Genomic DNA, 22,753 nt, shown 5'->3' on the forward strand with positions numbered 1-22,753 from the left:
CACCGGCGATCTATTTCTGAGTACAGTCATGAGCGCATTTGTAGCCAGCGGCCCAGTTACCGGAGGCCATATCAACACCGACCCGTTCTGGCCGTCGATTGATCTGGACAACCTGCGCGCCACCCTGCGAATCGATGCCAGCGTCACCCCAGCTCGCCTGGAAACCGCCGTGATCGCTGCCGCAATCAACCTCAACCGTGAGTTGAGCGACTGGCGAGCAGCTCAGCAGGCCGCCGGCTACACCACGTTGGATGAAGTCCCTGGTGATCGGATCAAAGACGTATCGGTAAAGGCCCACCTCTACCGCCGAGCGATCGAAGCCGGCACCGGCGCCGAAGTATGCGAGCGGTACCGCGACTACAGCGCTACCAACACGGGCAACAACAAGGCCGAAGAGGTTGCCCCCAGCATCGACGATTACCGGCGCGACCTAAGGTGGGCCATACGCGACTTTCTTGAAAAAAGTCGCACCACCGTGGAGCTGATCTGATGCCCACCGCAGTGCGCGCCAACCAAAACGACACCGTCGATGCCCTTTGCTGGCGATTTTACGGCCGCACTGCAGGCGTCACGGAGGCCGTGCTGGAGGCTAACCCCGGCCTGGCCGACCATGGGCCAATCCTGCCTCAAGGCCTTGTCATCAACATGCCCGAAGCCCAAACCAGCGCGCCCCAGCGGCAGATGGTGAACCTATGGGACTGATCCTCTGCAACCAAGGAAACCCACACCATGGCTGATCCGACTTCCAGCGTTGTGTCCGGCCTGCTTATTGGCTTGGGCCTGGCGAGCGTCACGCCCGTCATCGACGATGGCGCGCTATTCGGCGCCATCCTCGGTGCCTGGCTGGTTACCAGCACCAAGCGTGACCTCAAGGTCTGGCAGCGGCTGGGCTCACTGTTCCTGTCGGCCGGCGTGGGCTATCTGTTCGCGCCCATGGCCCTGCAGGCAATCCCGTTTATCACCAGCGGTGGGAGCGCCTTTATTTGTGCCCTGGTGGTCATCCCGATCAGCATCAAACTGATGGTGTGGGTGGAAAAGGCGGATATCTGGGACATCTGGCGTCGCATCCGAGGGGGCACCTGACATGCCGAACATCGAACTGGCCGTGCAGTTGATCGCGGCAATCGCCTACTTGCTGAGCGCTCTGCGCCTGGCCTGCTACACCCGAGGCGAGGCGCGGTACCGGCGCAGCATCTCACTGCTGGCGAGCCTGTTTGGTGCCACGTTGTGCATCTGCGGACTGGAAATCTTGCTGGACCGTCAACCAACCAGCCTTGGGCAGGCCGCATCCATAGTGCTGCTCTGCATCCTTATTTTCCGTTCACGCGGCAACGTCGCCGCCCTGTTGAGGCCCAGCGCATGACCACCACCCTTCGCCATGGCGACCGTTCGCAAGCCGTGCTTATCCTGCAAAAGAACCTCAACAGGCAAGGTGCCAATCTAGTGCCAGACGGCCATTACGGTGATGCCACGGAGGCTGCCGTGCGCGCATACCAGCTGAAGGTTGGTCTGGTGGCCGATGGCGTCGCTGGCACCAAGACCCAAGCAAGCCTCGCTGGTGGCGACTGTGCCCAGCTGCTGCGCAACAATGACCTGGTAAACGCTGCTGAACGTCTCGGCGTGCCGCTGGCAACTATCTACGCAGTCAACGAAGTGGAATCGAAAGGCAAGGGCTTCCTCGATAACGGCAAGCCAGTGATCCTGTTCGAACGGCACATCATGTACCGCCAACTCGCCAAGGTTCGGCGCGTGGGGGATGACCCTGCAGAGGTCAAACGCCACGCCGATGAACTGGCCGCGAATAACCCAGCCCTGGTCAACCCAAAGGCCGGCGGCTACATCGGTGGTACCGCCGAACACCAGCGCCTGGCAATGGCCCGTCTGATCGATGACACCGCCGCCCTGGAGTCAGCGTCCTGGGGCGCATTTCAGATCATGGGGTTCCACTGGCAACGTCTCGGCTACGCCAGCGTGCAGGACTTCGTGGCGGCGATGAGTGCCGGCGAATCTCAACAGTTCGACGCCTTCACTCGCTTTATTGAAACCGATCCGGTGCTGCACAAGGCCCTGAAAGCCCGCAAATGGGCCGAGTTCGCCCGGCTTTACAACGGGCCGGATTACTTGCGCAATCTCTACGACACCAAGCTACAGCGCGCCTACGAACGCCATGCCAGCTGCGAGTGCGGGCAAGGGGTCGCGGCATGATCGACTTCAAAGCGGTGCAGAAATTACGCGTGCAGGACGGTGACCTGCTGGTGGTTCCCGAATCGACCGAACAGGACGATATGCAGCTGTTGGCCGAGTCCATCCAGATAATGAACGGCGCCCGTGCCTTGATCGTGCGCGGCCCAATTAAGCAGCTCGATACTGCGGCCATGAACAAACTCGGCTGGTACCGCGCGTGATTACCCTGCGCCAGACCATGTATGGCACCGCCCTGCTCGGCGCCATGGGTCTGCTGATCTGGATCCAAGAAACACGCATCGACGTCGCTGAGGGCAAAACCGAACGGGCGCAAGATGCGGCCAAGACCGCCCGCGACGACGCCGACCGTAACCTGAAAACTGCCAACACGCTTACCGACACATTGAGACAGGAGCGTGACGCGCAGAGCAACCTGCGGGCCCAACAGGATCAGTTGCGCCTGAGCCTGGCAAAGCGCGAGCGGACAATAGAGGAACTGAAGCTTGAAAATGATGACCTTCGGAAATGGGCTGATCAGCCTTTGCCTGACGCTGCTCGGCGGCTGCGCGAGCGCCCCGCCATCACCGGCGCCGCCGCTTATCGTGACTGGCTGTCCGGCCGTGGTGCCGTGCCAGCTGCCGGCGACCAGCCCTCGCAGTAATGGCGATCAACTCACCGACCAGGACCGCGTTGAAGCCGCTTGGGCCGACTGCGCCGCACAAGTCGATATGGTTTATCAACATCAGCAGGCTGCTCAATGAACAAGCCCGAAAGCCTTCGCGCTCATCTGCTGGCCACCGTCGCCGAACTCCAGCACAACCCCGACCTCTTGCTGATATTCATCGACAACGGCAAGGTCCGCTGCACCGCTGCGGCAAGCCTGTCCTTTGAATACAGTTACGATCTGCAGATCATCATCACCGCATTTGCGGGCCACCCTGACAGCGTCATGCTGCCCTTGCTCGGATGGATAAGCGTCAATCAGCCTGAACTGTTGGAGAACTACGATAAAGCGCAAAACGGCGTGCAGTTCGAGGCCGACATTCTCGACAAGGACAAAGTAGACCTCGGCCTGACACTGCACCTGACAGAGCGGGTGGTAATAGGCAAGGATGACCAGGGCAATACCACCGTGAGGCATGCCGGCGAGCCACAGCGTGTGGCAGGTTATCTTGATCCGAACTGGGTGCCAGGATCCAAAGGCAATGCCGACGAGTGGGTAGTACCAGATGGCCGATAAACTGGAAGCGCTTGAAACCTGGGCGGCCGGCCTACTGGAGCAACTCCAGCCCGCGGCCCGGAATCAGGTTGCCCGCTCCATTGGCCAGGAACTGCGACGTAGCCAGCAAAAGCGGGTGCAGACTCAGATAAACCCGGACGGCAGCAAGTTCGCGCCACGTAAAAAGCGGGACTTGCGGGGTAAGCAGGGCCGCATCCAGCGCAAGGTTGAGATGTTCAAAAAGCTGCGCACGGCGACCTACATGAAGGCCCGAGGCGACAGCAATGCAGTTACGGTAGGGTTCACCGGACGAATAGCTCGGATCGCAAGGGTTCACCAGTACGGGTTGAAGGATCGAGCGGAGCGTGGCGCGCCCGATGTGCGCTACGAACAACGTGAAGTGCTGGGATTCACGGACCAAGACCTCGACTTGATCCGCGATAGCCTGCTGGCTCACCTGACACTGTAAATCATCGCCCTACAAGGCGCCGAAGCTGCACCCGTACGCGCGTGGCGCCACCATCGGCGCCATGAACGATCTCGCCGCCCTCTCCCGCATGCTCGAAAACCTCATCCGCTTCGGCGTCATCGCCGCCGTGCAGATGGAGCCCCCGCGCGTGCAGGTAAAAACTGGAACGCTGACCACCGCCTGGCTTCCCTGGCTTGCGTTGCGCGCAGGCTCCGACCGCGAGTGGGATCCGCCCACCATCGGGGAGCAGGTGATCCTGTTCAGCCCATCCGGCCAGCTCGCCAACGGCATTGTCGTGACGGGCGTTTATAGCGACCACATCCCAGCCAATGCCAACCGCGCGGGCCTGCACCGTCGAACCTACGCTGATGGCACAGTGATCGAGTACGACAGCGTGGCCCACCACCTAAACGCCACACTGGCCGACGGCGGCACCACCAATCTGATCAGCCGTGGCGGCCTCAACCTGGTCGGCGACATCACACACCAGGGCGACTACATCCAAACCGGCAATCAGACTGTCACCGGCCGGGTTGACGTGTCGATTGACGTGGTTGCAGCCGGGGTCAGCTTGGTCAAACACCCCCACACCGGCGTCAAGGCCGGCGGCGACCAGTCCGGGGAGCCCATCCCATCATGAACCGACAAACCGGCGGCGCCATCGGCGAGCGCGACCACATCAGTCAGGCGATCACCGACATTCTCACCACCCGAATCGGCACCCGTGTGATGCGCCGCGAATACGGTAGCCTGTTGCCCGAACTGGTAGACCACCCTTTTAACGACGTCACCCGCCTGCGCGTATACGCGGCCACCGTCATGGCTGTGATGCGCTGGGAAACTCGCATCAGCTTGAGTCGCGTGCAATTTGTGGGAGCGAACATGCAAGGCCAGGCCTCGATCGATCTGGAGGGAACAGTGGTGGACACGAATGAACCGCTGAGCCTCAGCGTGCCGTTGCAGCTGGGAGGCAGTGTATGAACAGCTTCGCCGCCATCGACCTTAGCCAACTCCCGCCGCCGCAGATCGTCGAGCAAGTCGACTTCGAAAAGATCTTGGCCGAGCGTAAGGCATATGCAATCAGCCTGTGGCCGATCGAAGAGCAGGCGGAAATTGCCGCACGTCTGGAAATGGAGTCCGAGCCACTGACCAAGCTGCTGCAAGAGAATGCCTACCGCGAAACCGTATGGCGGCAACGCGTCAACGAAGCATCCCTGGCCAACCTGCTCGCCACGGCGCGAGGGACAGACCTGGAACAGTTGGCAGCAAACTTCAACGTCAAGCGCTTGGTGATCCAGGAGGGCCGAGCCAACGCCATACCCCCCGTGCCAAAGCTCATGGAAGGAGACGACAGTTTGCGCGAGCGTGCGCAGATGGCATGGGAAGGTTTGAGCACTGCCGGCCCACGCAACAGCTACATCTTTCACGCCCGGGCGGCAGATGGCCGGGTCGCTGATGCCACAGCCGAAAGCCCGTCACCTGCCGTTGCCGTCGTTACCGTGCAATCACTGCTGGGTGATGGCACGGCTGCGCCTGAACTGCTCGCCGTCGTCAACACCTACCTCAGTGACGAGGACCGCCGGCCGGTGGCCGACCGCCTGATTGTTCAGGGCGCACAAATCCTCAATTATCAGGTCAAGGCCAAGCTGTATTTGCTATCGAGCGGGCCGGAATCGGAACCGATTCTTGCCGCCTCTGAAGCGCGCTTACTGGCCTACGTCAATCAACGCCGTCGACTCGGTATGGAAGTGTCAGAGTCGGCTCTGCACGCTGCCGCGCACGTTGAGGGTGTGCGCAAGGTCGAGCTTGATGGCTGGGTAGATATCGTCGCGACCAAAGCCCAGGCACCCTTCTGCACCAAAGTTACCGTTACCCGTGGTGCTGAATAATGACCGCCCAACAGCTGCTACCGGGGAACTCCACGCCGCTGGAGCGCCAAGCAGCGCAGGCGCTCGCACAGATCCAGCACGTACCGATCCCCCTGCGTCAGCTCTGCAACGCGGACACCTGCCCCGTCGATCTTCTGCCGTACCTGGCCTGGGCCTTTTCGGTCGACCGCTGGGATAGCAAATGGACGGAGGCTGCCAAGCGCGCCGCCATCCGCTCATCCCACTACATCCACTCGCGCAAGGGCACCATCGGCGCACTGCGCCGTGTCGTCGAGCCGCTGGGCTACCTGATTGAGGTGCTGGAGTGGTGGCAGACCACCCCGCTGGGCGTGCCGGGTACTTTCGCCATCAAGGTCGGAGTACTCGACACCGGGATAACCGAAGAGATGTATCAAGAACTCACCTGGCTGATTGATGACGCCAGGCCGGTGACCCGACATCTGACAGGCCTGGCAATCAGCCTCGAAACACAAGGGGTTTTGAACATTTGTGTTGCCTTGTATGAAGGCGACGAAATCGACGTTTACCCACCGGTCATGCGTGATATCGAGGTCACTGGGACCATAGGCATAGTCGGGCGGGAACACTCCATAGACACACTGGACGTTTATTATGATTGATGCGAACTCTCAGTTTTTCGCGATCCTCACCGCTGTGGGGAGAGCCAAGCAGGCGAACGCCGACGCGCTCGGCGTGCCATGGAAACTCACCGAGATGGGCGTGGGCGATGCCAATGGTACGGACCCCATTCCGAACGAACTGCAAACCCGGCTCATCAACGAGTGGCGACGCCGCCCGCTGAATCAGCTGCGAGTCGATCCCGTCAACGCCGCCGTGATTATTGCTGAACAGATCATTCCGGCCGATGAAGGCGGACGCTGGATCCGTGAGATCGGTCTGTACGACGCGGACGGTGACCTGGTGGCCGTCGCGAACTGCGCGCCCAGCTATAAGCCGGCCCTATCGCAAGGGTCAGGGCGTACTCAAGTCGTGCGGATGAATTTCATCGTTGCCAGTACCGGCAACATCACGCTCAAGATTGACCCGGCGGTGGTACTGGCAACCCGCGAGTACGTCGAACAGCGGATCATGGAAGAGCTTTACAAGCTCGACAACAAGCAGTCGGTACGTGTGGCCACCACGGCAAACATCGCCCTGGCGGGTGTACAGACCATCGACGGTGTTGTGTTGGTTGCTGGGGATCGCGTGCTGGTAAAAAACCAGACTGTCGCCAAGGACAACGGCCTGTACATCGCAGCTGCGGCCGTATGGAAGCGTTCGGACGATGCTGATAGCAATGCAGAAGTAACGTCGGCGCTTCTGGTGTCGGTCGAGCAAGGCGCCACTTTGGCCGATACGCGCTGGCAGTTGATCACGGATGGTGTGATCGTTCTAGGCACCACGCCATTGACCTTTCAGAACGTGACTCAAGGTTTTGCGCCGATCAATTCTCCCGCGCTCCTGGGGTCTCCAACCGCACCAACCCCTGCACAGTTTGATATCAGCAAGCGCCTAGCTACTACTGAGTATGTGCAGCGCGCTCTTGGCAGTTATGCAGGGCAAACGAACTACACGGGCGACACAGCTTTAACTGCGGCAGATGTGGGAAGGCTGAGTAACTTTGCACAGCTTTCGACGGTTGCTTTACCCCCAGCGTCGAGTGTTGCAGCTGCGTCATTGATCACTATCGGGAGCTCTTTGTCTGGCGGTGTCTGGGTGGTCGCTGCAACGGGGGACACCCTGACAAATACGATCACTGAGCCAGGGCCATTTTTCATCCCGGTCGGCTCTCTGGGCGTATTCCGCCGACTGTTAGGGGGTAGCGGGTGGAGTTTTGATGGTGGGGACGCCTCGCTTAAGTATTCGCCAGGTTTCTCCGCGCGTCTTACGGCGAACGGCTATCAGAAATTGCCTTCCGGTCATATCGAGCAGTGGGGCATCGTTCCTCCGATCCCAGCTGGCGGTTCGGTCCTGATCAATTACCCGATCAAATTCCCCAATGGCCCCTTAGCGATTGTGGCCGGTGCGGGAGCTTCGCAGGCGGGTAGTCCTGGGATTAACTCTTATAACGAATCTGCGGGTCAGGTCAGATTCTGGAATTCATCACTCACTGTCGCCACGCAAGCAAGCACCTATTTTGCGAAAGGCATTTAGATCTCTTTAGGAGATGGATTTATGTTCGCGTCCAAAAAAACTGGTTACTTTTACGATCCAGTAATTAACGAATTGATGCCGTCGGATGCTGTGGAAATTGACGCTGAAATACATGCCGCTCTATTGAAGGGGCAAGGTGAAGGCAAGGTAATTACTTGGGCTGAGGATGGTTATCCATTCCTGTCGGATCCCACACCGCCCTCCCAAGAAGAACTCGCAGCGGTTGAACGGGCATGGCGTGACTTGCAGCTCGCCGCAACGGATAGCGTCGTAACGCGGCACCGCGACGAACTCGAGGACGGTTCGCCAACTTCCCTTACGCCCGACCAGTACGCTGAGCTGCAAGCCTATCGCCGACAGTTACGTGATTGGCCGAAAGCAGGCGAATTCCCTTTGAACGAGCATCGGCCAACGGCGCCTGGGTGGCTGGCCATCACTGAGCGATGATTCGATATTGTGATCACTCGCCACTTGATCCTGTAGCCGCACCTCTTACAAACCCCGCCGCTCGCCCAATCGGCGCGCGCGCGGCAGCCTGTGCACTGTCATTCCATCACAGCGCAGGCATAACCCATGGCCGATTATCTCCACGGCGTGCGGGTCATCGAACTCAACGACGGCACCCGCCCCATTCGCACTATTCCCACCGCAGTTATCGGCATGGTTTGCACGGCTGAAGATGCGGACCCACTGGTTTTCCCTCTGGACACGCCCGTCCTGCTCACCAACGTGCAAACTGCCGTCGGCAAAGCCGGCGTCAAGGGCACCCTGGCCGCGAGCCTGCAAGGCATCGCCGACCAGACCAAGCCCTACGTCATCGTGGTGCGGGTCAAGGAAGGCGCCGACGAAGCGGCTACCACCAGCGCCCTGATCGGCGGCACCACCCCGACCGGCCAATACACCGGCATGAAAGCCCTGCTCGCCGCCAAGTCACGCGTGGGCATGACGCCTCGCATTCTCGGCGTGCCAGGTCTGGACAGTTTGCCGGTGGCCACCGCCCTCGGCGCCATCGCCAAAGACCTTCGCGCCTTTGCTTACGTCAGCGCCTGGGGCTGCAAAACCAAGGAAGAGGTGGTCGCTTACCGCGAGAACTTCGGCGCCCGCGAAATGATGGTGATCTGGCCGGACTTCCAGAACTGGGACAGCGTCGCCAACAAGACCGCCACCGCCTCGGCAGTGGCCCGTGCGCTGGGCCTGCGCGCCAAGATCGATCAGGAGACAGGTTGGCACAAGACCCTGTCCAACGTAGCCGTAAGCGGCGTCACAGGTATCAGCGCCGATGTGTTCTGGGATCTGCAAAACCCGGCTACCGACGCCAACTACCTGAACAGTAACGACGTCACCACGTTGATCAATGCCAACGGCTTCCGCTTCTGGGGTAGCCGTACTTGCAGCGACGATCCGCAGTTCGCTTTCGAAAACTACACGCGCACTGCGCAGATCCTCGCGGACACCATGGCCGAAGCGCATATGTGGGCCATCGACCGCCCTATGCACGCCTCGCTGGTACGGGACCTGGTCGAAGGCGTGAACGCCAAGATGCGCGAGCTGAAATCCCAGGGTTACTTGATCGGGGGCAACTGCTGGTATCCGGACGACATCAACACCAAGGACACCCTCAAGGCCGGCAAGCTCTGGGTGGATTATGACTACACCCCAGTGCCGCCGCTTGAAGACCTCACCTTCCGCCAGCGAATCACCGACCGTTACCTGATCGACTTCGCCAAAGGCATCAATAGCTAAACCGGGCCTCCCCGAAAGGGGAGTTCACCCTCAACACGTCTCCCGGAGAACACCGCCATGGCAATGCCTCGCAAGCTCAAAAACCTCAACCTGTTCAATGACGGCAACAGCTACCTCGGCGTGGCGAAGTCCGTCACCCTGCCCGCCCTCGGCCGCAAGATGGAAGCCTATCGCGGCGGCGGGATGAATGGCCCGGTCAAATCTGACCTGGGCTTTTCTGATGACGGCATCCAGTTCGAATGGAAGACCGGTGGCCTCGATCTGATCTCTCTGCGCCAGTTCGGCGCCGTCAACGCCTCCAGCGTGGCCCTGCGATTCTCTGGCCCATACCAACAGGACGACACGGGCGAAACGAGCAACGTGGAAGTGGTCGTGCGAGGTCGTCACGAGACCATCGAGATGGGCGAAGCCAAGGCCGGCGAAGACACCGAACACTCCATGAAAACCACCTGCAGCTACTACAAGCTGACCGTGGATGGCGAAGAAATCATCGAAATCGACCTGCTCAACTTCGTCGAGAAAGTCAACGGCGTGGACATGCTGGAGAAGCACCGCACCGCCATGGGCATCTGACCCGCCCGCTCGATCAAGCCTCACCCTTTAATCACCAGGAGCAAATCCAATGAAAGACGAAACCATCGAACAGCCCGACGTGCAGCAGCTGGCCGACGACAACACCGTCACCCTCGACACTCCAATTCGTCGAGGCACTACCACTATCGACACCATCACCCTGCGCAAGCCGAACTCCGGCGAATTGCGCGGCGTGAGCCTGGTAGAGCTGCTGCAGATGGACGTCGGCAGTTTGATCAAGGTTCTGCCACGCATCAGCGCACCGAGCCTCACCGCTGTAGAAGTTGCAGGCATGGACCCGGCCGACCTTCTGGCCTTGAGTAGCAAAATCTCTGGTTTTTTGTTGCAGAAGTCGGCGAAGACGGATGCATCCCTCGTCGCGTAGAAGACGCCATGGCCGATCTGGCCGTGGTTTTTCACTGGGCACCGGCTGATATGGATCAGTTGGGCCTGCAAGACCTGATGGACTGGCGCGAGCGCGCTAGGGTGCGGAGTTCCACTGATGGCGAATGATCTGAGGCTACAGGTGCTGCTCAGCGCCATCGACCAAGCCACGGGACCACTGAAGAAAATCACGGGCGGCAGCCAGGAAACCGCCCGAGCGCTCAAGGCTGCACGTGACCGCCTGAAGGAACTCAACACCCAGCAGCGCGACGTCATCGCCTGGCGCGAGCTACAAGCCGCTACCAAAGCCACCTCCGAGGCACTGGCTGCGAACAACTCCAAGGTAGGCGAACTCGCCCGCACCACTGCCAAAGTCCGTCAACAGCTCGCACCGACTCAAGCACTTTTCGAACAGTCCCGGCAGAAGGTTGACGCTCTCAAAACCAGTCAATCCGACCTCAAGCGCGAACTCACGGGAACGCGTAACGCTTTGGGTTTGCTTGGCGACGAACACCGTCAATCAGGCAGCCAGATCGCCGCCCTGAATGCCGTGATGCAAAAGGGCAATGCCCTCACCCGCGAACAGCAAGCCGAGTACACCCGACTGACTGCTGCTCAGCGCGAGCGTAAAACTCAGCTGGATCAGCTTGCAGCCAAGGAAAAGACCTTGGCAGACCGCTACACGCTTAGCACCGCGCAGCTGCGCACCAGTCGCGCCGGCCATTCCAGTCTGCGTGACGAAATTCTCCGGTTGGAAACTCCGTTCAAAGCCCAGCTCACTCTGCTCAAGCAACACACCGCCGAGTCGAAGCGCTTGGGCGAGCAGTACGGTCAGCAGCAAGGGAAGCTATCTGCCCTGGGCACGCAGTTGAAAGACGCTGGCATCAACACCAATGCCCTGGGCGCTTCCGAGTTGAAGCTTAAGCGGGACATGGACATCGCCACCCTGGCGATCAACGCGCAGATGGACCGGCTGGACGCGCTGAAACGCAAGCAGGACAGCCTGGCGAAGGCCCGTGCCACCTACGATAAAACCCAGAGCATGGCCGGCCGCATGGCTGTATCAGGTGCCGCCGGTCTCGGTGTGGGATACGCCGCAAGCCGGCCCGTGGCCTCAGCTATCAAGGCTTTTGCCCCGAATGAGGACTCTGCCACGCAGTTGAAGGTGTCGATGATGAGCGACACTGGGAAGGTCTCTGAAGACTTCCAAAAGATCACGGACCTGGCCACCAAACTTGGCGATCGCCTGCCCGGTACCACGGCGGACTTCCAGAACATGATGACCATGCTCCGACGCCAGGGTCTCAGCGCTCAAAGTATTCTCGGCGGTACAGGTGAAGCGGCTGCCTACCTGGGCGTTCAGCTCAAGATGGAAGCCACCGACGCGGCTGAGTTCGCCGCGAAAATGCAAGACGCTACCCGCACCACCGAGAAGGACATGATGGGCCTGATGGACACCATCCAGCGCGGTTTCTACGCAGGCGTGGACCCAGGCAACATGCTCCAGGGTTTCAGCAAAATCGCGCCGGTGATGGACGTCATCAAAAAGTCAGGGATCGATGCGGCCAAAGAACTGGCACCGCTGCTGATCATGATGGACCAGGCCGGTATGGAGGGCAGTTCCGCCGGTAACGCCTTCCGTAAAATTTTCCAGGCTGGTTTGAATCAAGACAAAGTCGAGAAAGCCAACAGCATCGCAGCTGGCGCGAACAAGGGCGTCTCGCTCAAATTCACGGATGACAAAGGCAACTTTGCTGGCCTAGAGAACCTTTACGCGCAGGTGGAAAAGCTGAAGGTTCTGAACGATTCAGACCGTACGGCCGTCATCAGTAAGCTGTTTGGCGACGACGCTGAAACCATGACCACCCTGAATACAATGATGAATAAGGGGCTGGCTGGATACCAGGAAGTACAGCAGAAGATGCAATCCCAAGCTGATCTGCGTACCCGCGTCAACGAGCAGCTCGGTACTCTGACCAACGTGATGGAAGCAGCCGAAGGCAGTTTTACCAACGCCATGGCCGAATTCGGTGCTGCTGTTGCGCCCGAATTGAAAGACCTGATCAACACCCTGGGTGAAATCGCCAACAAAATTGGCACCTGGGCGCGCGAAAACCCAAAGCTCGCCGGTGGACTTGTCAAAGTCGTGGCAGCCGTAGCAGCCGCAGCGGTTGTATTCGGCACATTGGCCCTGACCATGGCGAGTATGCTCGGCCCCTTCGCTGTGCTGCGCTATGGCATGGCGATGTTCGGCATTCGCCTGGGGACAATCAAAGCCCAGTTGATCGGTACCCGCGTAGCAGCAGCTGGGGCAGGTGTCGAAGTCGGACGGATGGGACGAATCTGGAAAACGTTGACCGCAAGCCGAGCAGCCGGAGGCATGATGAGCGTCATCCCCTCCCTGGTCAGTTCTGCTCGACTGGCCGCAGTAAGCGTGCTGCCAATGCTCAGCGGTGCGATCAGTGCGGTCGGCGCTGCAATCCTCGCTACACCGATAGGTTGGTTGGTTGCAGCGGTCGCCGGTTTGGTGGCGGCTGCCGTCCTCATCTACAAATATTGGAAACCGATCAAGGGATTCTTTCTTGGTTTTTGGCAAGGGCTCACAGAAGCCCTGCAGCCAGTACTAGGTGGGTTCAGTAAGTTCGGTGGATTGCTCGCCAGCCTGGCCAAGGCCGCCTACTCCATTCCAGTTGTAGGTTTTGCATTGCAACTGCTCGGCAACATCGTCCGCCCGCTGTTCAACATAATCTCGTCCGGTATCAGCACTGTGATCGGTTGGTTCAGTAATCTTTTGACTCCGGTCGAAGACGTCGGCGGCGCGGCGCAGTCGATGGGCCAGCGCTTTGGTTCAGCCATCGGCGGCATGATCATGACTCTGCTACAGGGCATCGGCTCGATCGCCACCGGCGTAGTCAATATCTGGACCACCATCAAGGCTAGCTTTGACCAAGGCCTCGTGGGCATTCTGCAATTGATCACCAACTTCAGCCCATTGGGTCTGTTCTACCAGGCATTTGCCGGCGTCATGAATTACTTTGGCGTAGAACTGCCAGGCAAATTTACCGAGTTCGGCAGCATGATCGTCAACGGCCTGGTCAACGGCTTGACCGCCGGCCTCGGCGCCGTGAAGGGAGCTATCGGTTCAATCGGCGACTCCAGCATCGGATGGTTTAAGGAAAAGCTCGGTATCCACAGCCCATCGCGAGTGTTCGCTGAGTTGGGCGGTTTCACTATGGAAGGTCTGACAAAGGGGCTGGAGAGCGGACAGAAAGGGCCGCTCAATGCCTTGTCGAGTATGAGCCAGAAACTGACCGCCGCCGGCACGCTTACCCTCACCGCGCCAGCCATCCCAGCCATGCCAGCGTTGGACGGCTTTACCATGGAAACACTGACAAAGGGGCTGGGTGGTGGACAGAAAGGGCCGCTTAGCACCTTGTCGAGCATGAGCAAGCAGCTGACCGCAGCCGGCACACTGGCCCTAACCGCGACAGCCATGCCGGCGTTGGCAGTTGATGACCGCCCCCCGATCAGCAGCTCGGGGACATCGACGCTTTACGACAGCCATGACACCTACCAAATCACTTTCGCTGCAGCACCAGGCATGGACGTGCAGGCCATGGAAAAAAGCCTGCGCGCCATACTCAGCAAGATTGAAAACGAGAAACGCGCCCGTCAGCGCAGCAAGCTATCGGATCGGGATTAATTGTCATGATGCTAAGCCTCGGCATGTTCGTGTTCAGCCTATCGACCCTCGCCTACCAGGAACTGCAGCGCCAGACCAACTGGCGCCATGCTAGCAACAGTCGCGTCGGCGCGGCTCCTGCGCTGCAATTTGTTGGCCGTGGCGACGACACCATCACCCTCCCCGGTCTACTTTTGCCGGAGCTGGCCGGCAGCATTCTCAGCCTGGATGCTTTGCGTTTGATGGCGAACACTGGCAAGGCCTGGCCGATGGTCGAGGGCACCGGGCGGATTTATGGTTTGTGGGTGATCGAAAGCCTGAGCGAGACGAAGACCTTGTTTTTCCGCGACGGCACACCACGACGTATTGAGTTCACCCTGACCCTGAAACGTACAGATGATGACCGTATCGATCTGCTCGGAGCTGCTACCAGCACCGGCCTGAACATTCTGCGGGGGTTGCTGTGATTGATGCCGCGATCTCCAAGGTCACCGGGTTCCTCAAGGACACGGCCGAACGGTTCGTCAGGGACGCAGCTTATCCCGTGCCAGCGTTCCGCCTTATGGTCGACGGCAACGACATCGCTCACCTGGTAAGCCCGCGCTTAATGACCTTGGGGCTGACCGACAATCGTGGCGTGGAGGCCGACCAGCTCACTATCACGCTGAGCGACCACGACGGCCTGTTGTCGATACCACCAAAGGGTGCAGTACTTCGTTTGTGGTTGGGGTGGAGCGACACGGGCCTGGTGGACAAAGGCACCTATACCGTAGACGAAACCGAACACAGCGGTGCCCCGGACGTGCTCAACATCCGCGCTCGCTCGGCCGACCTGCGCAAGGGCCTGAAAACCAAACGCGAACGTAGCTGGAGCAACACCACGCTCGGCGACGTGCTGGGCGATATCGCCATTGGCAACGGTCTGACGGCCACCATCGCCGGAGCACTTGATGGGTTGCCCATTCTGCAGCTCGACCAGGCCAATGAATCAGACGCAAACCTGATCAGCCGCCTGGGCGAAGAGTTCGACGCGGTGGCCAGCGTCAAAGCAGGATGCCTGCTATGCCTGCCGGCGGGCGGCGGCAAGACCGCCAGCGGCATGGACCTGCCGCACATCACTCTCACCCGCGCCGACGGCGATCAGCACCGCTACCTGCAAGCCGACCGCGACAGCTACGACGGCGTGCGCGCGTATTACTACGACGTGAACAGCGCCAAGAAACAGGAAGCCATTGCCGGCGGCGGCGAGAATCTCAAAGACCTGCGCCATACCTACAGCGACCAGCAATCAGCATTGCGCGCCGCCCGTGCGGAGTTTCGGCGCGTGCAACGCGGTAGCGCCACGCTCAGCTACACCCTGGCTATGGGCCGGCCGGACCTGATCCCAGAGCTGACGTACACGCTCCAGGGCGTGAAGACGGAAATCGACGAGATCATCTGGTATGGCGGAAACGTGGAGCACAGTTTGACCGCAGACGGCGGCTACACCGTGAGCTTGGATTTGGAAAGCAAATTGCCAGAAGACGATGTAGAAGACTTGGCTGAAGAAAATAAGGGCGATTACACAGGGATCATCGCGTACTACCGCGACCATAAAACCGGGAAGGAAAAGAGGATTACAGCGGGAGATCAGTCGAAGCCGAGGCGGTTGCGTTGGCTGTATGCGAGTGAAAAGACGGCTAAGAGGGCGGTGGATCGTGAATGGGCGAAAATGCAGAGTTCGAGAGTTTAAGGGAAAAACCCGGCGATGCCGGGTTTCATTTTACTCTTTCAACAGCACGTCAATGAAACGCAAAATATCCTTCTGCTGTTGCTGGTCCAGTCGTTTGAACAATTGAACCACCTTTCTTTCAAGCTGACTCAGCTCCATGATTTCAACATTGTCTGACTGGTTTGACTGGACCTCTTTACGCACCGACATGTGTCACTCCTTTCAACACAACCGGCTGCCCGGCGCCAACCTAGGCGCCAACAAAAGCACCCGGAGGTAGAAGCGAGTTTCAATGCAGAGTTGGCGTGTCATCGGAGATCTATAAGATTTTCAGACAAGCGCTCAGGAAGAAGAACACAAATCCTGCGCGATTTGGACGAGGTTGCTGTAGTCCATCTTTACAGCAGGCATCGTTGGGCTTGGCTTTGTAATGACCCGCCCATCTGCCCACCCACGGCTCTTGGCAATGCTTCGAGCACTCCCATTAAGCGCATACACGGTACCGTCAGAAGTGCGAGCCAGTGCTTTGGGTGATGGGCCTTCGCACATCAGGTCGACGCTATCGACGATGAACGGCCACGCGTCCCCGAAATCAACGTTGGAAACACGCTGAGCTTTCACATCACCAACACAGTTAAGCGCTACGAGCATGCCACCCAACATTCCTAAATATTTCAATCCTTGAATCATCCTGTACTCCCTATTTTTTTTGATTGAACGCCTGCACCAGCCGTTTTACCGCGCCTTTATCCTCTTCGTCCAACGAACGGATGACCTTGACCATCTCCAACTCATCGGCCGCCAGCGTCCCTTCGCCGACAGCCAATCGATCGCCAGTTACGACGTACAGCACGTCTACACCTTTGGTGGCGACAGCCGCTAGATAGGCCGCATCAGGGCTTCGCTCACCCTTTTCATAGTTGAACTGAGATGTCTTGGCGACGCCTGCAAATGCGGCGAAGTCAGCTTGATTGAATCCCAAGCGGACGCGCTCCTGCCTCAGCCTTTCACCGATATTCAACAAAACAACCCCTTAATGAGTTGACTATTCAACATTCGTTGAATATTCTTCCCCTGTCATCACACGAAACCACACGAATCGAGACTATGCCGAACGCATCCCCCATCGAGCAAGCATGCCAAGCGGCCCGTGATCGTCTGGCACGTCTTGGAATCACGGCCAAAGACTGGGCCGAAGAAAATGAATTCAACCCATCGACGGTCTACGCAGTTTTGAACGGGCAGAAAAAATGCCTACGTGGCGAAGCTCACCGCGCGGCTGTGCTGCTCGGTATCAAAGACGGCGAGATTGCAAATTAGGGCCTCTGGCTCCAAGGGGAAACCAGAAGATGAAACGCCCAGTTCTAGCAAGCAAGCGCCAGGTAATGAGCGCGGTAATCAGCGACTACAAAGGTGGTCGCGAATGTGCAGCCGCCCGCCTCGGCTACGAACTCAAAAAGTTTGATAACCACATCTACGAAAACGCCGGAAGCCGGCCTCTGACCGACGAGCAGATTCACTGCTTGGAGCAGGACGCGGGCACCACACACCTCCCGGAATACATCGCGGCACTGTACGGCGGTATGTTTGTGCCCCTAGCCAAGCCAGAGACTTTGGACAATGTCGACCTCTACAACCGCTCGGTTAACGCTGCTGCCAAGCGCGGTGTGGTCGACCAGATCATAGCCAAGGCACTGGACGATGGAGTCATTGAACCGGATGAAGCCGAGGCAATCCTTGCTGCTCATAACCGGTACATGTCGGCCCGTCATTCGGAAGTACTTGCCACGATCCTGTTGCACACAAAGGGGACCGTTCAGTGAGCACTTACAAGCTGGTGTGCCCTTGCTGCAACAGTTCTATGCGTATCCGAACCTCCGAAGGGCAGACGCCTTGTTTCCGCTCGATGTACTCGGAATGTACCAACCTGCTTTGCGGCGCCACCTTCTCCGGCTCGTTGGTTTGGGAATACCAGCTCAGCCCATCGGGCATTGACCGCCCACTTACGGTCCTGCCCATGGCCCCAACAAAGGTGCGTTTGCTTGCACGTCGAAACCTCACGGTAAACAACGATCAACCCGATCTGCTGGACCAACTGGAAATGGAGCGCGCGTGATGAACCTTGACCAACAGACTCATGACTACCGCAGCAGCATGCAACACGCTGCTTTCGCTTACCTGCAACGCCATGAGGCAGAACATTTGGTGGATTCCGATCTGTTATTCGATCGCTGCATTCACCACCTCACCCTTGCATTGGAGGTGCCGGTATTCATGGCGCCCAAGCTGGTCCACAACGCCTGGACTGAACTGCAAATGATCAAAAAGCGCCGCTGGATAGGCATCGATTGGGCCACTGGAACTGACACCACCCGTGTACACCTGGTGGATGTTCTAGCGGATCAACGCTTCCCCGTACCGGCTCGCTTCCTGCCGCAAAAAATGCTCAACCAGCGCAACGCCGTACACAAGCCACACCCTCAGTAACGCTCCCTATTAAACCCCTGCCCTGCCCCATCCCAATGGGTTTGGGTGAGCTTTGCCCGCGATCCGAGGTGGACCATGGAAATCGACATCGCCATCACCGCAAAACTGCCCCGCGACCACGCTGAGGCACTGCTCATTGAGCTCCGTGCGCAGTACGCGGTGCTGCTCAACGAGCATTGGTATGACGACCGCTTTCGCATGATCCCCGAGGGTTTGCGGCACGGCTCATTGCTCGTGGCCTTCCCCGCGATGGCCGCACGAAAAAGCCTGATTGGCGCCCTTAAACACAGTCTCGACGAAGCGAAGTAAGCCACGATGGAAATGGAACAAAGGCTACGAGCCGACGTCATCCAACGCATTGAGCGGGACTACCAGCTCAAGCACATGGCCAACACCAATTACATGCGCAAGGGTGTGTGCCCAGCCTGCCGCCAGAAAACCCTGTACACCTTCTACGACTCGCCTTGGACGCTGATCTGCGGAAGGCCGGAAAAGTGCGACCACCGCGTCTACGTAAAAGACGTCTACGACGATCTGTTCAACGACTGGAGCAAGACAGCGCCGTCGACAGCGGACAACCCGCAGGCCACAGCGCGCGCCTACCTTGAGTTTGCGCGGGGTTTCAAGTTTGAGCTGATCGCAGGCTTGTTCACTCAGGATAACTACTGGGATGGACGCCTAAACATCGGTAGCGCCACTGTGCGTTTCGCCCTGGAGAAAGGTGGCTACTGGGAGCGCCTGATAGATCGGCCCGACCGATTCGGCAAGATGAAAGCCCGCTTCCGCCCCACCGGCGAAGGCTTGACGGGTTACAAGGGCGTCTGGTGGTGCCCGCCGAGTGTGGACCTGCTGGAAGTCGACGAACTATTCATAGTAGAGGGAATCTTCGACTCCATCGCTCTGCTGCACAATGAAGTGCCGGCCGTGTCGATGATGTCCAGCGCCCCCTGCCCCATCGACTCACTCAAGGCCTTGGTCAAGTTACGTCAGGACGCTGGCAAACGTCTGCCGCGCCTGGTGTGGGCACTGGATAACGAGCCAATCGCCAAGGCCAACATGCGCCGCTGGGCAAAGGAAGCGAGCGAGCTGGGCTTCGCCTGTAAAGCAGCCGTTATACCGCAGCCCAACGGCAAAAAGGTCGATTGGAACGACCTGCACCTGCGGTGGAAGTCGATCGAGGGCGACGACAAACGCGCAGAGCGCATTGAGCAAGACCTTGGCGAAGCCCGCCACCAGGGCGATTTGCTGCTGGCTGATTCGGCTGAAGAAAAGGCGTTCCTGATCTACGTGCGCAACGAGCGCAAAGAATTTCACTTCACGTTCCGCAAACGCTTGTACTGGTTTCGGCTGGACCTTGAAAAGTATGACCGTGCGATGACCGATCTGGAAAGCTCGGAACGCCACGAAGACCAGTTACTCACGGAAGAACAGCGACGCTACAAGGCACTGCGCCAATCTGGCTCGGTGACCAGCATCGCCAACTGCAATTTCCAGGCGCTGTATTACATGCGCAACGACCTGACCGATGAGGCTTGGTACTACTTCCGTATCGAGCGCCCACAAGGGCCAGCCATCAAGAGCACGTTCACGGCCAAACAGCTCACGTCGGCGCCAGAGTTCGCGAATCGCCTGCTCAACGTCTCCAACGGCGCGATGTTCGAAGGCAGCGCCCAGCAACTGAAACGAATCCTGGCCCCTCAACTGGACTGCCTGAAAACCGTCAACACCATCGAATGGATCGGCTACAGCCGCGACCACGGCGCCTATGTCTTCAACGACCTGGCCTTTCACGGCGGCAAGGTGCAGGTGCGTAACAAGGAGGACTTTTTTGACCTCGGCAAACTGAGCATCAAGTCACAGAGCCAGTCGCCGGTGCTGCATATCAACACCGACCTCAACGCCTACAACGAAGGTTGGTTCGACATTTACTGGCGCTGCTTTGGCGTACAGGGGTTGGTGGTACTGGCCTGGTGGCTGGGCGCGTTGCACGCCGAGCAGATCCGCCAGATCCACAAGTCACTTATGTTCCTGGAGCTGGTGGGCGAAGCCGGCTCGGGCAAGACCACTCTTGTGGAGCTGCTGTGGAAGTCAGTCGGGCGTACTGATTACGAAGGCTTTGACCCATCCAAAGCCACCGCCGCCAGCCGCGCGCGCAACTTCTCGCAGGTCAGCAACTTGCCGGTAGTGCTGATCGAATCTGAGCGTGAACAGAAAGAAGGCCAGCCGGTTAAACACTTCGACTGGGACGAACTGAAAACCGCCTACAACGGCCGCAGTGTTCGCTCCACCGGCGTGAAGAACAACGGCAACGACACCCACGAACCGCCGTTCCGCGCCGCCTTGCTGATTGCGCAAAACAACCCGGTGAACGCATCAGAGCCAATCCTGCAGCGTATCTGCCACGTTCACCTGACACGTGAGCACCACACGCCGGAGACCAAGCAGTACGCGGAGCAGTTGGAGCGCATGCCAATGGACAGTATCAGCGGCTTCCTGGTCAAGGCGCTGCAACGCGAAGCCGAAACCATGCGGCTGTTGGAGGAAAACACCTCCGGCTACGAACAGGAACTGCTGGCCCTGCCTGGTGTGCGCACCGTGCGTATCGCTAAGAACCACGCCCAGCTGCGCAGCCTGGTGGACGCATTGGCCGGCGTCGTGCCGCTCGGCGATCGCCGCAAGGCCCTCGCCCACGCCGAAATCAACCGCATGGCCCTGGAGCGGCAGCAGGCAATCAATGCCGACCACCCTACCGTGCGCGAGTTTTGGGACCTGTACGAATTCCTCAATGGCATGGATGAGAAAGCCGCGCTGAACCATGCGCGCCGCGATGGGCTGATCGCCGTGAACCTCAACGAGTTTGTGGAAATGGCTGCCAATAAACGGCAGCAGGTGCCACCGCTGAGCGACCTGAAACGCCTGCTCAAGACCAGCAAGTCACCCAAATTTCTGGAGTCGAACAAGCCCGTCAACTCGGCGCGCCAAGTCGATGCGTTCGACAAACCGAAAACCATACGCTGCTGGGTATTCCAGGGCGTGTAACCACTGCAACAACAGGAGCAGCACCATGCAAACCGAACTCAAATCGGCCATTCGATTCAACGACTTTGTCGCCTACTTCGGCGCGCGGGGGATACTGGCTATGGCCTGGTGGATGGGGGCCGTGCATGCGGGCCGAATTCGTGAGGACCAGACCAGCTTCCCATTCCTGCAGATAGTCGGCGCCGCCGGCAGTGGCAAGAGTCTGCTGCTGGGCTACCTCCAAAAGCTGAATGGGCAAACGCCATATTCCGACTTCCTGGGGCATTCCACTCCAGCAGGGCGAGCGCGCACGTTTGCCAGCGCAGGGCAACGGATTGTCATTTGCGAGGAACAAGGCGAGTTAGGCCAATCCATTGATTGGGACGAATTGAAGCCGCTTTTTAGCTCCGGCAGCGTGAGCGTTCGCTCGGGGGATGGCCTGAGTGAGGAAGTGACATTCCGCGGGGCTTTGGTGATAACCGCCAACCAACGGCTGGAATGCAGTGATGCGGTCACCAGCAGAATGGTTACGGTCGATCTCTCAGCTCACGACGCCCACACGCCAAGAATCCGGCCGGATGCCATTGGCAACCTCAACGCTACTGAGGCAAGTGCGTTCGGTATCGAGATTGCGCAGTCTGGAGAATGGATTTGCAGCAGTCTCAAGGCGTTTTTACCCGCATATCAAGGCCAGCTCACTCGTAAATACGGGACAGACCTGAACAGGCGCACAGCCCTCAACTGTGCACAGATGATCTGTCTAGTTGACCTGCTCTGCAATCTTCTCGCTGTTCCGCAGCACCTTCAGCTTGAGACCAGGAAGTTGGTTCACGACATCGCCTTCTTCGACACCATCCCCTACTGACCCGGCCTTCGAAAGGAGAACCCGCATGACTACGTCTGCCCAAAAACAGCAGCCCAACTGGTTCCAGCAACTGCAGGAGTTCGAAGCCAAGCGCCCTGCCATCCGCAAGGCCGGTATTGAAGCGCTGGCCCGGCTGGTCCCTGTCGCCCAGCGCGATACAGGCCAGAGCGCGGTGATCGGTCGCTTCCTGCTCGCGCTCTACAACGGCCGCGACTACCCCTTTGTCCTGACCAGCCTGCGCGGCCTCGACACCGCACTGTTCGACGACTGTCTGGCGGTGCTGCAACTGGACTACTCGCCAGAGCAAGAGGTGCACACGTACCTGCCCGACGGCGATGCGATCTGGGAAGAACTGATAGGTACCTGGGCATGAAA

At 59.0% G+C, this 22,753-nt stretch carries 33 protein-coding genes and 1 pseudogene; 31 read left to right on the plus strand and 3 right to left on the minus strand.

Annotation, left to right across the window (positions count from 1 at the left end; translation table 11 throughout):
* Positions 1-28 precede the first annotated feature (28 nt).
* The 23 genes and pseudogenes from ATI14_RS29735 to ATI14_RS29840 all read left to right on the plus strand — a co-directional run bounded on the left by ATI14_RS29735 (position 29) and on the right by ATI14_RS29840 (position 16,029).
* Complete coding sequence (locus ATI14_RS29735; protein ID WP_080520612.1) at positions 29-490, plus strand: head completion/stabilization protein; 462 nt, start codon at positions 29-31, stop codon at positions 488-490.
* Positions 490-702, plus strand: a complete 213-nt coding sequence (locus tag ATI14_RS29740) for a tail protein X (RefSeq protein WP_080520613.1) — start codon at positions 490-492, stop codon at positions 700-702. Before ATI14_RS29735 ends, ATI14_RS29740 begins: the two co-directional genes overlap by 1 nt.
* A gap of 27 nt (positions 703-729) precedes the next feature.
* Complete coding sequence (locus tag ATI14_RS29745; protein WP_064451435.1) at positions 730-1,083, plus strand: putative holin; 354 nt, start codon at positions 730-732, stop codon at positions 1,081-1,083.
* A 1-nt stretch (position 1,084) separates the two neighbouring features.
* Positions 1,085-1,363: a phage holin family protein gene (locus ATI14_RS29750; protein WP_064451434.1), complete on the plus strand. Its 279-nt coding sequence runs from the start codon at positions 1,085-1,087 to the stop codon at positions 1,361-1,363.
* Complete coding sequence (locus tag ATI14_RS29755) at positions 1,360-2,205, plus strand: N-acetylmuramidase domain-containing protein (protein ID WP_100831534.1); 846 nt, start codon at positions 1,360-1,362, stop codon at positions 2,203-2,205. Before ATI14_RS29750 ends, ATI14_RS29755 begins: the two co-directional genes overlap by 4 nt.
* The gene (locus ATI14_RS29760) at positions 2,202-2,405 is read left to right on the plus strand and encodes an RraA family protein (protein ID WP_100831535.1); all 204 of its coding nucleotides are present in this window, start codon (positions 2,202-2,204) and stop codon (positions 2,403-2,405) included. Before ATI14_RS29755 ends, ATI14_RS29760 begins: the two co-directional genes overlap by 4 nt.
* The gene (gene lysB, locus ATI14_RS29765) at positions 2,402-2,845 is read left to right on the plus strand and encodes an Rz-like lysis system protein LysB (protein WP_080520615.1); all 444 of its coding nucleotides are present in this window, start codon (positions 2,402-2,404) and stop codon (positions 2,843-2,845) included. The genes ATI14_RS29760 and lysB overlap by 4 nt, the downstream gene beginning before the upstream one ends.
* Positions 2,766-2,945: pseudogene (lysC, locus tag ATI14_RS31795) on the plus strand (Rz1-like lysis system protein LysC); the annotation flags it as partial. The gene lysB and the pseudogene lysC, both read left to right, overlap by 80 nt.
* A complete protein-coding gene (locus ATI14_RS29770; protein WP_080520616.1) occupies positions 2,942-3,424 on the plus strand; it encodes a phage tail protein in 483 nt (160 codons plus the stop codon). The pseudogene lysC and the gene ATI14_RS29770, both read left to right, overlap by 4 nt.
* A complete protein-coding gene (locus tag ATI14_RS29775; RefSeq protein ID WP_100831536.1) occupies positions 3,414-3,872 on the plus strand; it encodes a phage virion morphogenesis protein in 459 nt (152 codons plus the stop codon). Before ATI14_RS29770 ends, ATI14_RS29775 begins: the two co-directional genes overlap by 11 nt.
* 61 nt (positions 3,873-3,933) lie before the next feature.
* A complete protein-coding gene (locus tag ATI14_RS29780; protein ID WP_100831537.1) occupies positions 3,934-4,512 on the plus strand; it encodes a phage baseplate assembly protein V in 579 nt (192 codons plus the stop codon).
* A complete protein-coding gene (locus tag ATI14_RS29785; RefSeq protein ID WP_100831538.1) occupies positions 4,509-4,853 on the plus strand; it encodes a GPW/gp25 family protein in 345 nt (114 codons plus the stop codon). Before ATI14_RS29780 ends, ATI14_RS29785 begins: the two co-directional genes overlap by 4 nt.
* Entirely contained in the window at positions 4,850-5,761 is a 912-nt protein-coding gene (locus tag ATI14_RS29790; RefSeq protein WP_100831539.1) for a baseplate assembly protein, read from the plus strand. The genes ATI14_RS29785 and ATI14_RS29790 overlap by 4 nt, the downstream gene beginning before the upstream one ends.
* Positions 5,761-6,381 carry a phage tail protein I gene (locus tag ATI14_RS29795; RefSeq protein ID WP_100831540.1) on the plus strand — a complete coding sequence of 207 codons (621 nt, stop codon included), beginning with the start codon at positions 5,761-5,763 and terminating at the stop codon, positions 6,379-6,381. Before ATI14_RS29790 ends, ATI14_RS29795 begins: the two co-directional genes overlap by 1 nt.
* A complete protein-coding gene (locus ATI14_RS29800; protein WP_100831541.1) occupies positions 6,374-7,915 on the plus strand; it encodes a phage tail protein in 1,542 nt (513 codons plus the stop codon). Before ATI14_RS29795 ends, ATI14_RS29800 begins: the two co-directional genes overlap by 8 nt.
* A gap of 21 nt (positions 7,916-7,936) precedes the next feature.
* Complete coding sequence (locus tag ATI14_RS29805; RefSeq protein WP_100831542.1) at positions 7,937-8,362, plus strand: tail fiber assembly protein; 426 nt, start codon at positions 7,937-7,939, stop codon at positions 8,360-8,362.
* Positions 8,363-8,488: 126 nt separating this feature from the next.
* Positions 8,489-9,658, plus strand: a complete 1,170-nt coding sequence (locus ATI14_RS29810) for a phage tail sheath protein (RefSeq protein ID WP_080520581.1) — start codon at positions 8,489-8,491, stop codon at positions 9,656-9,658.
* 57 nt (positions 9,659-9,715) lie between these two features.
* The gene (locus tag ATI14_RS29815) at positions 9,716-10,231 is read left to right on the plus strand and encodes a phage major tail tube protein (RefSeq protein WP_080520580.1); all 516 of its coding nucleotides are present in this window, start codon (positions 9,716-9,718) and stop codon (positions 10,229-10,231) included.
* 49 nt (positions 10,232-10,280) lie between these two features.
* A complete protein-coding gene (locus ATI14_RS29820; RefSeq protein ID WP_064451420.1) occupies positions 10,281-10,616 on the plus strand; it encodes a phage tail assembly protein in 336 nt (111 codons plus the stop codon).
* An 8-nt stretch (positions 10,617-10,624) separates the two neighbouring features.
* Positions 10,625-10,744 carry a GpE family phage tail protein gene (locus ATI14_RS29825; RefSeq protein WP_080520579.1) on the plus strand — a complete coding sequence of 40 codons (120 nt, stop codon included), beginning with the start codon at positions 10,625-10,627 and terminating at the stop codon, positions 10,742-10,744.
* The gene (locus ATI14_RS29830; protein ID WP_244199332.1) at positions 10,734-14,318 is read left to right on the plus strand and encodes a phage tail tape measure protein; all 3,585 of its coding nucleotides are present in this window, start codon (positions 10,734-10,736) and stop codon (positions 14,316-14,318) included. The genes ATI14_RS29825 and ATI14_RS29830 overlap by 11 nt, the downstream gene beginning before the upstream one ends.
* A 5-nt stretch (positions 14,319-14,323) precedes the next feature.
* Positions 14,324-14,764, plus strand: coding sequence for a phage tail protein (locus tag ATI14_RS29835; protein WP_064451419.1), 441 nt, complete (start codon positions 14,324-14,326; stop codon positions 14,762-14,764).
* Complete coding sequence (locus ATI14_RS29840) at positions 14,761-16,029, plus strand: phage late control D family protein (protein WP_080519946.1); 1,269 nt, start codon at positions 14,761-14,763, stop codon at positions 16,027-16,029. Before ATI14_RS29835 ends, ATI14_RS29840 begins: the two co-directional genes overlap by 4 nt.
* Positions 16,030-16,059: 30 nt before the next feature.
* Here the strand turns inward: ATI14_RS29840 and ATI14_RS31320 are convergent, their stop codons facing one another.
* The 3 genes from ATI14_RS31320 to ATI14_RS29850 form a co-directional block, all read right to left on the minus strand.
* Positions 16,060-16,218: a hypothetical protein gene (locus ATI14_RS31320; RefSeq protein ID WP_155773648.1), complete on the minus strand. Its 159-nt coding sequence runs from the start codon at positions 16,216-16,218 to the stop codon at positions 16,060-16,062.
* A gap of 132 nt (positions 16,219-16,350) precedes the next feature.
* Positions 16,351-16,698, minus strand: a complete 348-nt coding sequence (locus ATI14_RS29845) for a DUF2511 domain-containing protein (RefSeq protein WP_080519945.1) — start codon at positions 16,696-16,698, stop codon at positions 16,351-16,353.
* 10 nt (positions 16,699-16,708) lie between these two features.
* Positions 16,709-17,029 (minus strand): helix-turn-helix domain-containing protein, encoded by a 321-nt coding sequence (locus ATI14_RS29850; protein WP_080520764.1) that lies wholly within the window; start codon positions 17,027-17,029, stop codon positions 16,709-16,711.
* An 86-nt stretch (positions 17,030-17,115) separates the two neighbouring features.
* On the opposite strand from ATI14_RS29850, the gene ATI14_RS29855 reads away from it, so the two are divergent.
* The 8 genes from ATI14_RS29855 to ATI14_RS29890 all read left to right on the plus strand — a co-directional run bounded on the left by ATI14_RS29855 (position 17,116) and on the right by ATI14_RS29890 (position 22,751).
* Positions 17,116-17,328, plus strand: a complete 213-nt coding sequence (locus tag ATI14_RS29855) for a DNA-binding protein (RefSeq protein ID WP_080519944.1) — start codon at positions 17,116-17,118, stop codon at positions 17,326-17,328.
* Positions 17,329-17,357: 29 nt separating this feature from the next.
* Complete coding sequence (locus ATI14_RS29860) at positions 17,358-17,831, plus strand: YmfL family putative regulatory protein (RefSeq protein ID WP_080519943.1); 474 nt, start codon at positions 17,358-17,360, stop codon at positions 17,829-17,831.
* Positions 17,828-18,124, plus strand: a complete 297-nt coding sequence (locus ATI14_RS29865) for an ogr/Delta-like zinc finger family protein (protein WP_080519942.1) — start codon at positions 17,828-17,830, stop codon at positions 18,122-18,124. Before ATI14_RS29860 ends, ATI14_RS29865 begins: the two co-directional genes overlap by 4 nt.
* Positions 18,124-18,495: a hypothetical protein gene (locus ATI14_RS29870; protein ID WP_080519941.1), complete on the plus strand. Its 372-nt coding sequence runs from the start codon at positions 18,124-18,126 to the stop codon at positions 18,493-18,495. The genes ATI14_RS29865 and ATI14_RS29870 overlap by 1 nt, the downstream gene beginning before the upstream one ends.
* A 75-nt stretch (positions 18,496-18,570) precedes the next feature.
* A complete protein-coding gene (locus ATI14_RS29875; protein WP_080519940.1) occupies positions 18,571-18,804 on the plus strand; it encodes a hypothetical protein in 234 nt (77 codons plus the stop codon).
* Between the two features lie 12 nt (positions 18,805-18,816).
* A complete protein-coding gene (locus tag ATI14_RS29880; RefSeq protein WP_165448272.1) occupies positions 18,817-21,534 on the plus strand; it encodes a toprim domain-containing protein in 2,718 nt (905 codons plus the stop codon).
* 25 nt (positions 21,535-21,559) lie between these two features.
* Positions 21,560-22,378 carry a hypothetical protein gene (locus ATI14_RS29885; protein ID WP_080519938.1) on the plus strand — a complete coding sequence of 273 codons (819 nt, stop codon included), beginning with the start codon at positions 21,560-21,562 and terminating at the stop codon, positions 22,376-22,378.
* A 25-nt stretch (positions 22,379-22,403) separates the two neighbouring features.
* Complete coding sequence (locus ATI14_RS29890) at positions 22,404-22,751, plus strand: DUF7673 family protein (protein WP_080519937.1); 348 nt, start codon at positions 22,404-22,406, stop codon at positions 22,749-22,751.
* Positions 22,752-22,753 lie beyond the last annotated feature (2 nt).

Origin of the sequence: Pseudomonas tolaasii NCPPB 2192 (genome assembly GCF_002813445.1) — a bacterium.
In the GTDB taxonomy this organism is placed as follows: domain Bacteria; phylum Pseudomonadota; class Gammaproteobacteria; order Pseudomonadales; family Pseudomonadaceae; genus Aquipseudomonas; species Aquipseudomonas tolaasii.

Coding starts and splice junctions, on each gene's coding strand:
- ATI14_RS29735 (WP_080520612.1), top strand. CDS start 29: ATGAGCGCATTTGTAGCCAGCGGCCCAGTTACCGGAGGCCATATCAAC.
- ATI14_RS29740 (WP_080520613.1), top strand. CDS start 490: ATGCCCACCGCAGTGCGCGCCAACCAAAACGACACCGTCGATGCCCTT.
- ATI14_RS29745 (WP_064451435.1), top strand. CDS start 730: ATGGCTGATCCGACTTCCAGCGTTGTGTCCGGCCTGCTTATTGGCTTG.
- ATI14_RS29750 (WP_064451434.1), top strand. CDS start 1,085: ATGCCGAACATCGAACTGGCCGTGCAGTTGATCGCGGCAATCGCCTAC.
- ATI14_RS29755 (WP_100831534.1), top strand. CDS start 1,360: ATGACCACCACCCTTCGCCATGGCGACCGTTCGCAAGCCGTGCTTATC.
- ATI14_RS29760 (WP_100831535.1), top strand. CDS start 2,202: ATGATCGACTTCAAAGCGGTGCAGAAATTACGCGTGCAGGACGGTGAC.
- ATI14_RS29770 (WP_080520616.1), top strand. CDS start 2,942: ATGAACAAGCCCGAAAGCCTTCGCGCTCATCTGCTGGCCACCGTCGCC.
- ATI14_RS29775 (WP_100831536.1), top strand. CDS start 3,414: ATGGCCGATAAACTGGAAGCGCTTGAAACCTGGGCGGCCGGCCTACTG.
- ATI14_RS29780 (WP_100831537.1), top strand. CDS start 3,934: ATGAACGATCTCGCCGCCCTCTCCCGCATGCTCGAAAACCTCATCCGC.
- ATI14_RS29785 (WP_100831538.1), top strand. CDS start 4,509: ATGAACCGACAAACCGGCGGCGCCATCGGCGAGCGCGACCACATCAGT.
- ATI14_RS29790 (WP_100831539.1), top strand. CDS start 4,850: ATGAACAGCTTCGCCGCCATCGACCTTAGCCAACTCCCGCCGCCGCAG.
- ATI14_RS29795 (WP_100831540.1), top strand. CDS start 5,761: ATGACCGCCCAACAGCTGCTACCGGGGAACTCCACGCCGCTGGAGCGC.
- ATI14_RS29800 (WP_100831541.1), top strand. CDS start 6,374: ATGATTGATGCGAACTCTCAGTTTTTCGCGATCCTCACCGCTGTGGGG.
- ATI14_RS29805 (WP_100831542.1), top strand. CDS start 7,937: ATGTTCGCGTCCAAAAAAACTGGTTACTTTTACGATCCAGTAATTAAC.
- ATI14_RS29810 (WP_080520581.1), top strand. CDS start 8,489: ATGGCCGATTATCTCCACGGCGTGCGGGTCATCGAACTCAACGACGGC.
- ATI14_RS29815 (WP_080520580.1), top strand. CDS start 9,716: ATGGCAATGCCTCGCAAGCTCAAAAACCTCAACCTGTTCAATGACGGC.
- ATI14_RS29820 (WP_064451420.1), top strand. CDS start 10,281: ATGAAAGACGAAACCATCGAACAGCCCGACGTGCAGCAGCTGGCCGAC.
- ATI14_RS29825 (WP_080520579.1), top strand. CDS start 10,625: ATGGCCGATCTGGCCGTGGTTTTTCACTGGGCACCGGCTGATATGGAT.
- ATI14_RS29830 (WP_244199332.1), top strand. CDS start 10,734: ATGGCGAATGATCTGAGGCTACAGGTGCTGCTCAGCGCCATCGACCAA.
- ATI14_RS29835 (WP_064451419.1), top strand. CDS start 14,324: ATGATGCTAAGCCTCGGCATGTTCGTGTTCAGCCTATCGACCCTCGCC.
- ATI14_RS31320 (WP_155773648.1), bottom strand. CDS start 16,218: ATGTCGGTGCGTAAAGAGGTCCAGTCAAACCAGTCAGACAATGTTGAA.
- ATI14_RS29845 (WP_080519945.1), bottom strand. CDS start 16,698: ATGATTCAAGGATTGAAATATTTAGGAATGTTGGGTGGCATGCTCGTA.
- ATI14_RS29855 (WP_080519944.1), top strand. CDS start 17,116: ATGCCGAACGCATCCCCCATCGAGCAAGCATGCCAAGCGGCCCGTGAT.
- ATI14_RS29860 (WP_080519943.1), top strand. CDS start 17,358: ATGAAACGCCCAGTTCTAGCAAGCAAGCGCCAGGTAATGAGCGCGGTA.
- ATI14_RS29870 (WP_080519941.1), top strand. CDS start 18,124: ATGAACCTTGACCAACAGACTCATGACTACCGCAGCAGCATGCAACAC.
- ATI14_RS29875 (WP_080519940.1), top strand. CDS start 18,571: ATGGAAATCGACATCGCCATCACCGCAAAACTGCCCCGCGACCACGCT.
- ATI14_RS29880 (WP_165448272.1), top strand. CDS start 18,817: ATGGAACAAAGGCTACGAGCCGACGTCATCCAACGCATTGAGCGGGAC.
- ATI14_RS29885 (WP_080519938.1), top strand. CDS start 21,560: ATGCAAACCGAACTCAAATCGGCCATTCGATTCAACGACTTTGTCGCC.
- ATI14_RS29890 (WP_080519937.1), top strand. CDS start 22,404: ATGACTACGTCTGCCCAAAAACAGCAGCCCAACTGGTTCCAGCAACTG.